General features: G+C 58.1%; 16 protein-coding genes. 3 read left to right on the top strand and 13 right to left on the bottom strand.

The features are described from left to right. Positions 1 to 26 precede the first annotated feature (26 nt). Both FS819_RS06730 and FS819_RS06725 read left to right on the top strand, forming a co-directional pair. Positions 27 to 1,250: a bifunctional 2-C-methyl-D-erythritol 4-phosphate cytidylyltransferase/2-C-methyl-D-erythritol 2,4-cyclodiphosphate synthase gene (locus tag FS819_RS06730; protein WP_156547812.1), complete on the top strand. Its 1,224-nt coding sequence runs from the start codon at positions 27 to 29 to the stop codon at positions 1,248 to 1,250. Further along, the gene (locus FS819_RS06725) at positions 1,247 to 1,741 is read left to right on the top strand and encodes a CinA family protein (RefSeq protein WP_156547813.1); all 495 of its coding nucleotides are present in this window, start codon (positions 1,247 to 1,249) and stop codon (positions 1,739 to 1,741) included. Before FS819_RS06730 ends, FS819_RS06725 begins: the two co-directional genes overlap by 4 nt. A 12-nt stretch (positions 1,742 to 1,753) precedes the next feature. Here FS819_RS06725 and FS819_RS06720 read toward each other — a convergent pair whose 3' ends face one another. Continuing rightward, a complete protein-coding gene (locus tag FS819_RS06720) occupies positions 1,754 to 2,206 on the bottom strand; it encodes a type II toxin-antitoxin system RatA family toxin (protein WP_156541647.1) in 453 nt (150 codons plus the stop codon). Positions 2,207 to 2,449: 243 nt separating this feature from the next. Here FS819_RS06720 and FS819_RS06715 point away from each other — a divergent pair, with 243 nt between their 5' ends. Beyond that, positions 2,450 to 3,775, top strand: a complete 1,326-nt coding sequence (locus FS819_RS06715; protein WP_156547814.1) for an MFS transporter — start codon at positions 2,450 to 2,452, stop codon at positions 3,773 to 3,775. Positions 3,776 to 3,788: 13 nt separating this feature from the next. Here the strand turns inward: FS819_RS06715 and FS819_RS06710 are convergent, their stop codons facing one another. From FS819_RS06710 to eno, 12 genes are all read right to left on the bottom strand, one after another. Then, entirely contained in the window at positions 3,789 to 4,358 is a 570-nt protein-coding gene (locus FS819_RS06710; protein WP_156547815.1) for a P-loop NTPase family protein, read from the bottom strand. A gap of 2 nt (positions 4,359 to 4,360) precedes the next feature. Continuing rightward, the gene (locus FS819_RS06705) at positions 4,361 to 4,936 is read right to left on the bottom strand and encodes a P-loop NTPase family protein (RefSeq protein ID WP_156547816.1); all 576 of its coding nucleotides are present in this window, start codon (positions 4,934 to 4,936) and stop codon (positions 4,361 to 4,363) included. Positions 4,937 to 5,013: 77 nt separating this feature from the next. Beyond that, positions 5,014 to 5,985, bottom strand: a complete 972-nt coding sequence (gene lipA, locus FS819_RS06700) for a lipoyl synthase (RefSeq protein WP_015915933.1) — start codon at positions 5,983 to 5,985, stop codon at positions 5,014 to 5,016. A 39-nt stretch (positions 5,986 to 6,024) separates the two neighbouring features. After that, entirely contained in the window at positions 6,025 to 6,273 is a 249-nt protein-coding gene (locus FS819_RS06695; RefSeq protein ID WP_015915932.1) for a GlsB/YeaQ/YmgE family stress response membrane protein, read from the bottom strand. Between the two features lie 70 nt (positions 6,274 to 6,343). Beyond that, positions 6,344 to 7,789: a dihydrolipoyl dehydrogenase gene (gene lpdA / locus FS819_RS06690; RefSeq protein WP_156547817.1), complete on the bottom strand. Its 1,446-nt coding sequence runs from the start codon at positions 7,787 to 7,789 to the stop codon at positions 6,344 to 6,346. A gap of 78 nt (positions 7,790 to 7,867) precedes the next feature. Beyond that, positions 7,868 to 8,134 (bottom strand): HP1242/YdcH family protein, encoded by a 267-nt coding sequence (locus FS819_RS06685; RefSeq protein ID WP_015915930.1) that lies wholly within the window; start codon positions 8,132 to 8,134, stop codon positions 7,868 to 7,870. Positions 8,135 to 8,230: 96 nt separating this feature from the next. Further along, the gene (locus FS819_RS06680; protein WP_156547818.1) at positions 8,231 to 8,869 is read right to left on the bottom strand and encodes an SGNH/GDSL hydrolase family protein; all 639 of its coding nucleotides are present in this window, start codon (positions 8,867 to 8,869) and stop codon (positions 8,231 to 8,233) included. Positions 8,870 to 8,932: 63 nt separating this feature from the next. After that, positions 8,933 to 10,279, bottom strand: a complete 1,347-nt coding sequence (locus FS819_RS06675; protein WP_156547819.1) for a pyruvate dehydrogenase complex dihydrolipoamide acetyltransferase — start codon at positions 10,277 to 10,279, stop codon at positions 8,933 to 8,935. Between the two features lie 15 nt (positions 10,280 to 10,294). Continuing rightward, the gene (locus FS819_RS06670) at positions 10,295 to 11,680 is read right to left on the bottom strand and encodes a pyruvate dehydrogenase complex E1 component subunit beta (protein WP_156629730.1); all 1,386 of its coding nucleotides are present in this window, start codon (positions 11,678 to 11,680) and stop codon (positions 10,295 to 10,297) included. A 20-nt stretch (positions 11,681 to 11,700) separates the two neighbouring features. Further along, positions 11,701 to 12,747 (bottom strand): pyruvate dehydrogenase (acetyl-transferring) E1 component subunit alpha, encoded by a 1,047-nt coding sequence (gene pdhA / locus FS819_RS06665; protein ID WP_156547821.1) that lies wholly within the window; start codon positions 12,745 to 12,747, stop codon positions 11,701 to 11,703. 201 nt (positions 12,748 to 12,948) lie between these two features. Further along, positions 12,949 to 13,260, bottom strand: a complete 312-nt coding sequence (locus FS819_RS06660; RefSeq protein ID WP_015915925.1) for an FtsB family cell division protein — start codon at positions 13,258 to 13,260, stop codon at positions 12,949 to 12,951. Positions 13,261 to 13,441: 181 nt separating this feature from the next. After that, positions 13,442 to 14,716: a phosphopyruvate hydratase gene (gene eno, locus FS819_RS06655; RefSeq protein ID WP_070164621.1), complete on the bottom strand. Its 1,275-nt coding sequence runs from the start codon at positions 14,714 to 14,716 to the stop codon at positions 13,442 to 13,444. Positions 14,717 to 14,775 lie beyond the last annotated feature (59 nt).

The following is a 14,775-nucleotide window of genomic DNA, read 5'->3' as shown; positions in this document are numbered from 1 at the left end:
AAATCTGTTTCAAACACTGGAATGACATGGTGCATATTCAAGCGGACGGGGCAAGGTCAACAGCGGTGATATTGGTCGCGGCAGGCCGGGGAGAGCGCGCTGGCGCCTCCAGCGAGGGACCGAAGCAATATCGGAAGATTGGCGGCAAGCCGGTGATTGTCCATAGCCTGCAAGGCTTCGCAGATTTTCTCCCGCAGGCAGCGCTGATCGTCGTCATTCATCCCGATGACGAGGCTTTGCTGACCAAGGCTCTCGCCCCCTATCCACAACTCGCTGCCTCGCTGATCATCACCCACGGCGGCAAAACCCGGCAGCAATCGGTTCTGGCTGGCTTGAAAGCCTTGCGGGATCAAAAGCCGGATTATGTGCTGATCCATGACGCGGTTCGTCCATTTTTCGATCAGCCGATGCTGCAACGGATTATCGCCCGGCTTGACGACGGTGCCGATGCCGTCTTGCCCGCCATCCCGGTGGCCGATACGCTCAAACGCGGCGATGAGAACGCGCGAGTCGTTGATACTGTGGCGCGCAGCGGGCTTTTTGCGGCTCAGACACCGCAGAGCTTCCTCTATGGCAAGATAACGACTGCCCATGAAAACGCCGTAAGCGCCGGGCGGGACGATTTTACCGATGACGCCGCCATCGCCGAATGGGCAGGACTGACTGTCCACCTGGTGGAAGGCTCGCCTGACAACTTGAAACTGACCGTGAAACGGGATCTTGAAATGGCTGATGCCCGCCTCTCTCATAACGCTTTGCCCGATGTGCGCACCGGCAATGGCTATGATGTCCACCAACTCGTGCCGGGCGATGGTGTAACGCTCTGCGGCATTTTCATCGCCCATGACCAGGCCTTGAGCGGCCATTCCGACGCCGATGTCGCCTTGCATGCCCTGACCGATGCGCTGCTGGCCACCTGCGGGGCTGGCGATATCGGCGACCACTTCCCGCCGTCAGATCCGCAATGGCGCGGCGCCGCGTCCCGGATCTTCCTGGAACATGCCGCAAACATCGTGCGCGAAGCGGGCGGCACGATTATGAATGCCGATATTTCGCTGATCGCTGAAGCACCGAAAATCGGCCCACATCGCCAGATCATGCGCGAAAAACTCTCGGAGATTCTCGGCATTGCGCTGGACCGCTGCTCGGTCAAAGCCACGACCAACGAGAAAATCGGCTTTGTCGGTCGGGGCGAAGGCATTGCGGCAATTGCCACTGCGACTGTGGTTTTCCAGGGAAAGCCGCAATGAGCCTGTTTCCCGACGATCTGGAAAAGGCTGCCCGGACCATCATTGAAGACTTCACCAGACGCGGCCTGACCATCGCCACCGCCGAATCCTGCACCGGCGGGCTGATCGCTGGCCTGCTGACTGAAATCGCCGGATCATCCGCCGTGGTGGATCGCGGCTACGTCACCTATTCCAACCAGGCGAAAATGGACATGCTGGGCGTGCCATCGCTGACGCTGGAAGCCTATGGTGCCGTATCGCGCCAAACGGCGCTGGCCATGGCCCACGGCGCCCTCTACCGCTCCGGCGCCTCCATTTCGGTTGCGGTGACCGGTATCGCCGGGCCGGGCGGTGGCAGCGATGAGAAGCCGGTGGGGCTGGTGCATCTGGCATCGGCCAGCCGATCCGGCGCAATCCTGCTTCACGCAATGCGTTATGGCGACCTTGGGCGTGAAGGCATACGGCTGGCAACTATTCGCACTGCGCTCGCCATGTTGGGCGAAATTGCTTAATCGACCGGCGCTTTAAGCGGTCCCATAAACCTTATTGGCCCTGGTCTCGAACGCCTCGGAAAACATCCGGAATGCCCGATCAAACATCGAGCCCATCAGGGCTCCGAGAATCATGCTTTTGAACTCGTAATCGATGTAGAAATTCACCGCGCAAGTGCCGTCGCCGAGGTCTTCAAAACGCCAGCGATTGTCGAGATATTTGAACGGGCCTTCCAGATATTTGACATCAATGGCCCGCTCGTCCGGCTTCAGCAGGACTTGCGAAACGAAGGTCTCGCGGATCGCCTTGTAGCCCACGGTCATATTGGCGATCAGCAAAGTCTTGCCGTCGCGCTCCTTGCGCGATTGCACGGCAAGCTCCTCACAAAGCGGCACGAATTCGGGATAGCGCTCGACATCGGCGACGAGCTCATACATGCGATCGGCTGAGTGCTGGACAATACGGCGGGTTTCAAACTTCGGCATAAGCCGCACTTAATCCTGCGCAACGGCAAGATCAAGAAGTCGCTCCTGTGGTTTGAGAAATTTACAAGGAAATTCCTCAAAACCGCAGTGGGATCTACCATCCTGATAAAAATTCACGACGAATTGAGGCCGAAATTTCCGATTGGTGGCAAGGTCTCTCCGGAGGTGCTAGCCTTCCGTTATTGAAAGTCACGATGTCACTAAGCTGTTTTAGAATCGAATTATTTTAGCAAGGAACCGCCAATGGCCGCTCCCTCGACCAACGACAATATAGCCACCCCTAAACCTCTCCAGGGCAAAGAACTACGCAGGGTCATGCTGGCCAGCGTGATCGGCACCACAATCGAGTGGTATGATCTGTTCATTTTCGCCACCGCTTCGGCTCTGGTGTTCAACAAGGTTTTCTTTCCCAGCGTCGATCCGCTGGTGGGTACGCTGCTGGCGTTCAGCACTTTCGCCTCCGCCTATCTGTCGCGTATGGTGGGCGCAGCCCTTTTCGGCCATTTCGGCGACAGGATGGGACGAAAATCGACATTGATGTTGTCGCTGAGCCTGATGGGTATTGCCACATTCGCCATCGGCCTGCTGCCCGGCTATGAAACACTCGGAGTATGGGCACCTATCCTCCTCGTCGTGCTGCGGCTTTTGCAAGGGCTGGCGCTGGGCGGCGAATGGGGCGGGGCCGTGCTTCTGGCGGTGGAACATGCTCCGCAAAACAAGCGCGGGCTTTACGGGTCCTGGGTGCAGATCGGTGTTCCCGCTGGTACGTTTCTGGCCAATTCCGCCTTCCTGGTGTTATCCTCGGCCCTCTCGGATCAGAGCTTCCTGCTCTGGGGTTGGCGGGTGGCGTTTCTGATCAGCATCGTGCTCTTCGCCATCGGCTTCTATGTGCGCATGTCGGTGAGCGAAACACCAGCATTCGCCCGCCACAGGCAAAAGGCAGAGACGCAACGAATGCCACTCGCCGATCTCATGCGGCGGCATTGGGCAAAGGTTCTGCTTGGCGGCTTTGCCACCCTGTCCATCGGCTCGTCTTTCAATCTGATTGCGGTATTCGGCCTGTCCTATGGCACGCAGACGCTGCATTTTCCCAAACAGCAGGTCTTGGCGATGATCCTGATCGCCTGCGCGGTCTGCGTTGTGCTTCTGCCGGTGTTTGGCGCGCTTTCGGACCGGGTCGGTCGCCGAAACGTTATTCTGGCCGGCATTTTTGCGGAAATCCTGTTTGCTTTCCCAATGTTCTGGCTGATGGACCACGGCGGCTTGCCGTGCGTGCTTCTCGGATTCCTGCTGATGATGACAGCTTTTGCTGCCAATTTCGGACCGATTGCCACCTTTCTGTCAGAACTGTTCGAGACCGGCGTGCGCTATACCGGCCTGTCGATCTGCTACATGCTGGCCGGCGTGCTGGGCAGCGCGATGACCCCGATCATCACCTCCTGGCTGGTGGCCACCACTGGCAGCGCTGCTTCCGTGGCATGGTATATCATGGGAGCCTCCGCCGTTTCCGCCGTGACGCTGCTGGTGCTTTCCAGCCGCAGGCAACCGGCGGCAGCTTTCGCGGCATAAAGCGGGAAGCGCCCTACCCCGAAGCGCCGACGAGGTCGAGAAAACGCGCGACCTCTCGGCGGGATTTCAGCACCAGAACTGGAACGTCCGGGCCGTGAAGGTCGAAATTGCGGATGAAGATCGGTGCGTGCTTGCGCTCGAAATTCCAGATGTAAGAAAGGAATTCCCGATCAGGCAACGGCTCCTTGCAGCCTTCGGCCATGGCAACGCGCACTTTTCCATAATTGCGTAACACCCGTCCAGCGATGCCTCGAAGGCAGGCCAGTCGAGACATTTTCACCCAGATCACCAAGTCTGTTCGAGGCAGTCGCAAATCAAAGGTCGAGGGATTGCTTCCGTCCATCACCCAGCGTTCATGTGAGACCAGTTCAACAACAATGTCTCGCTGAGCGTGCTTATCTCTTTGCTGCCAGCCGGGAAGCCAACGGACATCCCGATCGATCGACTGATAGTCGAGCCCAAAGCGAGACGCGAGTTTTTGCGACAAGGTGGTCTTACCACCTCCCGAACAACCAACAACCATGATCCTGTTACTGCGGCCAAGAAGACCGGCGGCGGCGGACATCTCCACGTAACGCACCATGTCTACCTCCGCTGGCACCCGCCTAAAGCCGCTAGAAACTCATTGGTCTGCCGGTGCGACCTGAGAACGACAACCGGAAGGTCGGCCCGCGCATTTTCAAACTGCGCCTGAAACTGCGGCACTTCTTTCGCCTCGAAATTCCAGACATATTGAAGAAAGGGCCAATCGATCTTTTCAGGACATCCCGGCGCCATCTCTGGCCTGACCGTTCCGCGATGTTTCAGCCAACGCGACAGAACACCGTAGATCGATAGGTGGCGCGGCGGGCGCATCCAGATCACCATGTCGGCGCGCGCCAGCCTGGCTGGCAGGCTGCCGGGGCTGTTGCCGTCGATAATCCACCTCTCACCGGCCACGAACTGATGCATCAACTCAAGCGCTTCCGGCCTTGGCCTCAGCTTCCAGCCGGGTAGCCAGAAGACGTCGCGATCCATGGAGATGTAGTCGAGGCCCAGCCGCTCGCACAGAATTTGCGATAGTGTACTCTTGCCGCTGCCGGAGCAGCCGACCACGCAGATGCGCTTGGCCGAGTTCAACAGTGCTGCCGCATCGTCAAGCTTGTCGATATATCGTGCCATGCATCACCTGCAAACTTTAAAGCCCGACGCTTATAGGCGACGGGCTCCAATCTCGGCAAGCATCATGTAGCGGAAATCTACTCCGCTGCCGCCAGCAGCTTCTTTTCGCGGTTGGCCTTCAACCGGGCAAAATCGTCGCCGGCATGGTGAGAGGAGCGGGTGAGCGGGCTGGAGGCGACCATCAGGAAGCCCTTGGTATAGGCAATATCCTCATAGGACTTGAATTCTTCCGGCGTCACGAAGCGTTCCACCTTGTGGTGCTTACGGGTCGGCTGGAGATATTGGCCTATGGTCAGAAAATCCACATCCGCAGTGCGCAAGTCGTCCATCAATTGCAACACTTCGTTACGCTCTTCGCCAAGACCAACCATGATGCCGGATTTGGTAAACATTGTCGGGTCGAGTTCCTTGACCCGCTGCAACAACCGGACAGAGTGGAAATAACGGGCGCCCGGACGGACCGTGAGGTAATTGCCCGGAACGGTTTCCATATTGTGGTTGAAGACGTCGGGCTTGGCGGCAACGACACGCTCCAGCGCACCGGGCTTTTTCAAAAAGTCCGGCGTCAGGATTTCGATGGTCGTGGCGGGCGAAGCCTCGCGGATGGCCCAGATCACCTGTTCGAAATGCTCGGCGCCGCCATCGGCCAGGTCATCGCGGTCCACGGACGTGATGACCACATGCGACAGGCCCATTTGGCGCACGGCCTTGGCCACATTGGCAGGCTCTTCGCGGTCAAGCGCATTCGGCTTGCCGGTCGCCACATTGCAGAAGGCGCAGGCGCGGGTGCAAATCTCACCCATGATCATGAAGGTGGCGTGCTTCTTTTCCCAGCACTCGCCGATATTCGGGCAGCCCGCTTCTTCGCAGACGGTGACCAGCTTGTGGGAACGCACCAGTTCGCGGGTTTCCTGATAGCCCTTGGAGGTCGGAGCTTTCACCCTGATCCATTCCGGCTTGCGCAGCACTTCCGTATCCGGCTTGTGAGCCTTCTCCGGGTGGCGGATGCGCTTGTCGTCCGGCTTGGTTCTATCGAGGATGGTAACCATCGTGTTTCCTTTGCCGCCGATGAGCGGTTTTAAAAGTCTTTATTTCCGCACCAGCTTGGCGACGAACAGCAGAATACAGGCGCCGATAAAGCTGGTGATCAGATAGCCAACCCAGTCGCTGGCGACGAAAATGTCAAAGCGCCGGAAAATAGCATTGGCGATGACCGAGCCGATAATGCCGATGACGATGTTCATGAAAATGCCGAAGCGCATGTCCATCAACTTGCCTGCCAGCCATCCGGCCAGACCACCCACGAAGATCGCCGTCAACCAGCCCACATTTTCCATCGTCTATCCTCTGTTGCCCGCCCCTATATAGCGAGCCGGGCAATGTCTCGCAATGTCACTGTCCGACGGGTCAGGCGTTCAGCACCTTGCCATAGGCATCAAGCACGCTTTCCTTCATCATTTCCGACAGTGTCGGATGCGGGAAGATGGTGTGCATCAGCTCTTCTTCTGTCGTCTCCAGGTTCATGGCGACCACGAAGCCCTGGATCAGCTCGGTCACTTCCGCGCCGACCATATGCGCACCGATCAATTCGCCGGTCTTCTTGTCGAAGATCGTCTTGATCATGCCATTGTCTTCACCAAGCGCGATGGCCTTGCCATTGGCGTTGAAATTGTAGCGACCGACGCGGATCTCGCGGCCCTGTTCCTTCGCCTTGGCTTCCGTGAGACCAACCGAGGCGACCTGCGGATTGCAATAGGTGCAGCCAGGAATCAGAGACTTGTTCATGGGATGGACATGCGGCAGACCGGCGATCTTTTCGATGCAGACCACGCCTTCATGCTCGGCCTTATGGGCCAGCATTGGCGGACCGGCAACATCGCCGATGGCATAAAGGCCCGGCACATTGGTCTTGCCATAGCCATCAATGACGATGCAGCCGCGATCCGTCTTGACGCCCAAAGCTTCCAGACCGAGATTTTCGATATTGCCCTGCACGCCGACAGCCGAGATCAGCCGGTCAGCCGTAATCTGCTGCACCTTGCCATCCTTGGTCTCGACATGAGCGGTGATGGAATTGGCACCCTTTTCGACCTTGGAAACCTTGGCCTCGGTGATGATCTTCAAGCCGCGCTTTTCCAGAGCCTTGCGGGCGATGGTGGAGATTTCCACGTCCTCGACCGGCATGATATTGGCCATCAGCTCAACCACGGTGACATCGACACCCATGGAGCGATAGAAGGACGCAAACTCGATGCCGATGGCGCCTGAGCCCATGACGACGATGGATTTCGGCATGAAATCCGGCTTCATCGCCTCGAAATAGGTCCAGATCAGCTTGCCATCCGGCTCGGTGCCGGGAAGAGCACGCGGACGCGCGCCGGTGGCGACGATGATATGCTTGGCCGTATAGGTGCCCTCACCCAGAACGCCCTTCGGAACCGGATTTTGCGGCTGCACGGCAGGCTTGGACGATGCGCCGACGACGATCTCGTTTGGCTTGGTGAGCTTGGCCTCACCCCAGATCACATCGATCTTGTTCTTCTTCATCAAATAGGCAACGCCGCCGTTAAGACGGGCCGATACGCCGCGCGACCGGGCAACAACGTCTTTCACATCGGCGGTCATCGTGCCGTTCAGCGTCAGGCCGTAGCTCTTGGCGTGATTGGCATGATCGAGAATTTCCGCCGACCGCAGCAGCGCCTTGGTGGGGATACAGCCCCAGTTGAGGCAGATGCCGCCAAGATGCTCGCGCTCGACAATCGCGATTTTCAGGCCAAGCTGTGCTGCACGGATCGCAGTCACATAGCCGCCAGGGCCGGACCCGATGATGATGACGTCATAAGCATTCGACATAGGCGCTTCCACTCCTCGGTTTCCTTGGGGTTGCGCCTCTCGGCCCAACCCGTGACGGGACTGGAAGCGCAACCGGCTTTATAATGCCGGTGTCTCGGCCTCCGGTTCGTGACGAACCAGCATCCCGTAGATTTCATCCTTGAGCCGCATCCGCTTCTTCCTGAGGTCTTCCATATGGAAGTCGTCGAGCGGCTCTATATCGGTTTCAGCGCGGTGAACCTGCCGGTTGATCTCGTGATAGGCATCGAACAGCCGGACGAAATGGCCGTCCGTTTCCTTCAAATGCCGCATCAGAGTCACAAATTCCGGAAATTCCTCTGCCAGTTCATGCGGTGTGTTGGACATGATCTTTCCCCCTTCAAGGTTGCAAGATCATTTTAAACCCGCCGCATTGTCGTTCATTGATTCCAATCAACCCGTGTTGCCGTCGATGCTTTCCCTTCACAGGCCCAGCATCATCCGCACCACAGGCTCCAGACCGCGCCCGATGGCGCGGGTATTGTCAGCATCGAGATGAATGCCATCTATCGTCGTGGTCTTGGCCACCGAACCGGCATCAAAAAAGCCACAGCCCAGTTCATCCGCCGCATCGCGGTACATGCTGGCCAGCATTCCACCTTCTTCGATGGAATGATTGAACATCGCACCGAACATCACATTGGCGGTTTCGCGGATCGGCGGCGGCGAAACAATCAGCACATCCGGGCCTTCGAAATCGAAGCCCCAGTCATGCTGATGGACCAGCTTGACCAACCGCTTGATGCCGCTTGTCGCCCCAATCGCCGTTCCCTGAATGCCGCGCTTCAAATCATTGGTACCCAGCATCAGGATCACCAGATCCAGCGGCTTGTGGGTTTCAAGAATGCTCGGCAACAGCCTCACACCATTGCGGTCGCAATCCGCCAGATGATCGTCATAAGCAGTCGTGCGCCCGTTCAAACCCTCGGCAATCACCCTGACACCATGACCAAGCGCCTTTTGCAACACGCTGGTCCAGAGGTCCTCATGGGCGTGACGGCCTAGCGCGACTGGGTCGTATCCCCAGGTCAGACTGTCGCCGTATGCGAGAATGGTTTTCATTCGTGGCCCACCTTGCGGAAACGAGAGGGGAAAGGCGGATAAAGCCACCCCTCCCCAATTTCATCAGACCAGCATGCCCATCGGGTTTTCGATGTAGCGTTTGAACGCACCGAGAAGTTCGGCACCCAAGGCTCCATCGACCGCGCGGTGGTCGGTGGACAGTGTGACGGTCATGACATTGGCGATTTTCATTTCGCCCTTTTTCACGACAACACGCTCTTCACCAGCGCCGACTGCCAGAATGGTGGCATGAGGCGGGTTGACCACGGCGGCAAAGTTCTTGACGCCCATCATGCCCATGTTGGAGACCGCTGTTGTGCCGCCCTGATATTCCTCAGGCTTCAGCTTGCGGCTCTTGGCGCGTGCGCCCAGATCCTTCATTTCGTTGGAAATGGCGGACAGGCTCTTCAGCTCGGCCTGACGGATGATCGGCGTGATCAGGCCGCCGGGGATCGACACAGCCACGCCGACATCGGCATGCTTGTGCTTGACCATGTTGGTGTCGGTCCAGGAAACGTTGGCATCCGGCACATCGCGCAGCGCCAGCGCCATGGCCTTGATGACCATATCGTTGACCGAGAGCTTGTAGACCGGCTTGCCATCCTTTTCGGGAGCGGCAGTGTTGAGCTGGGCGCGAAGGGCAAGCAATGCATCCAGTTCACAATCCACGGAAACGTAGAAATGCGGAATGGTCTGCTTGCTCTCCTGCAAACGCTTGGCGATGGTCTTGCGCATGCCGTCATGCGGCACAAGCTCGTAAGAGCCTTCGGCAAACAGCTTGAGCACGGCATCGTCAGACATGCCCTTGGCCAGCGCCGGGGCAGGTGCCGCGCCAGACGCCGCCGGGGCGGCAGCAGGCTTTGCACCACCGGTGCTGACAGCCTTTTCAACGTCGCTCTTTACCACCCGGCCCTTCGGACCGGTACCGGAAATCGCCTTGAGATCAAGACCGGCTTCCTTGGCGAGACGACGGGCGAGTGGCGACGAGAATACACGGTCACCGGAGGCGGCTGCCGGAGCAGCGGCCTGAGGGGCAGCTTGGGGGGCAGCAGCAGGAGCATCCGCCTTGGCAGCGGGAGCTTCGGCCTTTGGAGCTTCACCCTTGGGTGCCTCAGCCTTTGCCGGAGCGGATGCACCGCCACCAGCCGCAGCAGCCGAGACATCCTCGCCTTCAGCGGCGAGAATGGCGATCAGCGCATTGACCTTGACGCCTTCGGTGCCAGCGGCAACGACGATTTTGGCAACGACGCCCTCATCCACGGCTTCCACTTCCATGGTTGCCTTGTCGGTTTCAATCTCGGCGATCACGTCGCCGGATTTGACGGTATCGCCTTCCTTGACCAGCCACTTGGCCAGATTGCCCTCTTCCATCGTGGGAGAGAGGGCCGGCATGGTGATATTGATCGGCATATGCCTCGCCTCCCCTTATTTGTAGCAGACGGATTTAACGGCCTGGACCACTTCGCCGACATTCGGCAGAGCGAGCTTTTCAAGGTTGGCCGCGTAAGGCATCGGCACGTCCTTGCCAGCCACGGTCAGAACAGGCGCATCGAGATAATCGAAGGCTTCGCGCTGAATGCGGTTGGCCACGAAATCGCCGACGGACGACTGCGGATAGCCTTCTTCCACCACGACCAGACGACCGGTCTTCTTGACCGATTCGATTACCGTCGGCAGGTCCATCGGACGGATGGTACGCAGGTCGATCAGTTCGACATCGATGCCAAGCTTGGTCAGCTCTTCCACGGCCTTGGTCGCATAGGTCATGCCAATGCTCCAGGACACGATGGTGACATCCTTGCCGGTCTTGTGAATGCGTGCCTTGCCGATGGGCAGCACGAAATCATCCAGCTTCGGCACATCGAAGCTGTGACCGTAGAGAATTTCGTTTTCGAGGAAGACCACCGGATTCGGATCGCGGATCGCCGCTTTCAGCAGGCCCTTGGCATCGGCTGCCGTGTAGGGCGAGATCACCTTCAGGCCGGGTATCTGGCTATACCAAGCAGCATAATCCTGGCTGTGCTGGGCGCCAACGCGGGCCGCAGCGCCGTTTGGACCACGGAACACGATGGGAGCGCCCATCTGACCGCCGGACATATACAGCGTCTTGGCAGCCGAGTTGATGATCTGGTCAATCGCCTGCATGGCGAAGTTGAAGGTCATAAACTCAACGATCGGACGCAGGCCCGCCATGGCGGCACCCACGGCCACACCAGCAAAACCATGCTCGGTGATCGGGGTATCGACCACGCGACGGTCGCCGAATTCGGCAAGCAGGCCCTGGGTGATCTTGTAGGCACCCTGGTACTCCGCCACTTCCTCACCGATGATGAATACATCGTCATTGGCGCGCATTTCTTCGGCCATGGCTTCGCGCAGGGCTTCACGCACGGTCATCGAGACCATTTCCGTTCCGGCCGGAATGGACGGATCGCTGGCAGCGCTTGAAATCGGCTGAGCCGGAACAGGCGCAGAAGCCGAACCGGTTTCGGTCGGCTTTTCTTCCTGCGGCACGGCAGGTGCTGCTGCTTCTTCAGCCTTGGGAGCGGAAACGTCGGAAGCGCTTTCACCATCCTGCAACAGCACGGCAATCGGCGTGTTGACCTTGACATTCTGGGTTCCGGCTTCAATCAGCAGCTTGCCGATCACGCCTTCATCCACGGCTTCCACTTCCATGGTTGCCTTGTCGGTTTCGATTTCGGCAATCACATCGCCGGATTTTACGCTATCGCCTTCGGCTTTCAGCCACTTGGACAGCGTGCCTTCCTCCATTGTCGGAGACAGGGCGGGCATGAGAATATTGACTGGCATGGGCTAACCCTCCCTCTCGCTTACAACAGGATGTCGGTGTAGAGCTCGGATGCATCCGGCTCCGGATCGGCTTGGGCGAAATCGGCGCTGTCGGCGACGATGTCGCGCACGTCCTTGTCGATCAGCTTGAGATCGTCTTCACTGGCCCAACCCTTTTCCAGGAGACGCAGCCGGACCTGTTCGATCGGGTCATGCTCGGAGCGCATTTTCTGCACTTCGTCCTTGGAGCGGTATTTGGCCGGGTCGGACATGGAGTGACCGCGGTAGCGATAGGTTTCCATTTCCAGGATGACCGGGCCCTTGCCGGCGCGGCAATGCTCGACAGCCTGGACGGCAGCCGCCTTAACGGCGCGCACATCCATGCCATCCACCTTGAAGCCGGGGATGTTGAAGGACACGCCGCGCTGGGAGAAATCCGTCTGCGCCGAGGCGCGGGCAACGGATGTCCCCATGGCATAGCGGTTGTTCTCAATCACATAGATCACCGGCAGGTTCCACAGACGCGCCATGTTGAAGCTCTCGTAGACCTGGCCCTGATTGGCCGCGCCATCGCCGAAATAGGCGAGAGAGACATTGTCATTGCCGCGATACTTGTTGGCGAAGGCCAGACCCGTGCCAAGCGACACCTGGGCACCGACGATGCCGTGGCCACCGTAGAAATGCTTCTCCTTGGAGAACATATGCATGGAGCCGCCCTTGCCCTTGGACAAGCCGCCGCGACGTCCGGTCAGTTCGGCCATCACACCGCGTGCGCTCATACCGCAAGCCAGCATATGGCCGTGGTCACGATAGCCGGTAATGACCTGGTCGCCGAGCTTCAGCGCCATCTGCATGCCGACAACGACAGCTTCCTGGCCAATGTAGAGGTGACAGAAACCGCCGATGAAGCCCATGCCGTAAAGCTGACCGGCCTTTTCCTCGAAGCGGCGGATCAGAAGCATTTCGCGATAGGCTTTCAGCTCCTTTTCGCGGTCGAATTCTTCAATCGTCCCAACAGCGAAATCGCCTTTTGCAGGCTTTGCTGCCGGTTTGCGGCCTGAAGCAGTCGCGTTTTTGCGCGGTGCCATTCATCCCTCCCTGAGTTGTGTAAGGGTTTTTGATTGGCACACACCATATGCAAGAATGGGACAGGCCGCAATGCATTAAATGCATGCCTTCCATTCCGTATAAACACCAGATATTTAATAATTTTTTGCGATTAACTGGATTTCAGTTAATCAACAATCCCCTAAATATCACGGGCATTGTCGCGAATGGAATGATTCACACTAGCGATTGAAAATGACGATCTCATCAGGACGGGACATGTTCAGCTGATAGCGGGCTTTTTCATCGATCATATCGCGCTCAAGCGAGCCGTCGCTGAGCAGTTTTACCTGAGTTTCCAGCTTCTTGCGGTCGTGAATGAGCGCCGCCAGTTCCTTGCTCCGCTCAGCCCGCACGACATCGAAATGCTCGCCGGCCTTCAACCCGTAATCGCCATGAATGCTGTGATAGCCGAAATAGCCGATAAAGGCGATGGTAACGGCGGGAAGGACCAGACGTCCAAATTTACGGTTCTTATGGTGACGTGTCCACATTCTCGATTTGGCCTTGCAACGCACAACATCTTTGCATCGACATTAGAGCCATTTGCTTAACCGAGTATTGACCTTGTTACGAAAAAGTTCAGCCTCTGCTCAATGCAAAAAGCCCGCACCGTTTGCACGGCGCGGGCTTGAGTGAAAAATCGTTGCGGAACAACCAGCTCCGCTCGCCGGATCAGGCCTTCAAAATGGACGTACCGGCATAAGCGGCCTGCGGTCCAAGCAGTTCCTCGATACGGATCAGCTGGTTGTACTTGGCCAGCCGGTCGGAGCGCGACAGCGAGCCGGTCTTGATCTGTCCGCAATTGGTGGCAACCGACAGGTCGGCAATGATCGAGTCTTCGGTTTCGCCCGAACGATGCGACATGACGGCGGTATAGGCAGCCTTGTGCGCGGTCTCAACCGCATCCAGGGTTTCCGACAGCGAACCGATCTGGTTGACCTTGACGAGGATCGAATTAGCGACACCCATGCGAATACCGTCGCGCAGGCGGGCGGAATTGGTGACGAACAGATCGTCGCCAACCAGCTGGGTCGTCGCACCGATCTTGTCGGTCAGATATTTCCAGCCGTCCCAATCGTCTTCGGCCATACCGTCTTCGATGGAGATGATCGGGTATTTGGCAGCCAGCTCAGCCAGATAGTCAGCCATGGCTTCCGGCTCCAGCGTGCGGCCTTCGCCTTCCATAACATACTTGCCGTCCTTGAAGAATTCGGTCGAAGCGCAGTCGAGCGCCAGATACATGTCTTCGCCCGGTCGGTAACCAGCCTTCTCAATCGATTTCATGATGAAATCAAGTGCTTCCGGTGCACTCTTCAAGCCAGGTGCGAAGCCGCCTTCATCACCGACATTGGTGTTGAAGCCCTGTGCCGAAAGTTCCTTCTTCAGCGTATGGAACACTTCCGAGCCCATGCGCACGGCGTCACGGATATTCTCCGCACCGACAGGCATGATCATGAATTCCTGGAAGTCGATCGGATTGTCGGCATGGGCGCCGCCATTGATGATGTTCATCATTGGCACAGGCAGGATACGGGCATTAGGGCCACCGACATAGCGATAGAGCGGCAGGCCGGAGGCTTCTGCAGCCGCCTTGGCAACCGCCAGCGAAACGCCGAGAATGGCATTGGCGCCGAGACGCGACTTGTTTGGCGTGCCGTCCAGCTCGCGCATGATCGTGTCGATCTGGATCTGGTTTTCAGCGTCATGGCCGCCGATGGCGTCATAGATTTCGCTGTTGACGGCTTCGACGGCCTTTTCGACGCCCTTGCCCAGATAACGCTTGCCGCCATCACGCAGCTCAACGGCTTCATGGGCGCCGGTGGATGCGCCCGACGGAACCGCGGCGCGGCCCATGCTGCCATCTTCCAGATAGACATCGACTTCGACGGTCGGATTGCCGCGGCTGTCGAGAATCTCGCGGGCAATAATGTCGGTAATAGCGGTCATGGTCACTCCCTGCTGTAAAGGCTGGACAAGGCTCTGTTCGCCCTGTCTTAGCCGATGAA

This window comes from Allorhizobium sp. Av2 (assembly GCF_021462805.2).
In the GTDB taxonomy this organism is placed as follows: domain Bacteria; phylum Pseudomonadota; class Alphaproteobacteria; order Rhizobiales; family Rhizobiaceae; genus Allorhizobium; species Allorhizobium vitis_G.
The sequence above is the reverse complement of the archived record's forward strand: the minus strand, read 5'-3'. Positions and strand labels throughout refer to the sequence as shown.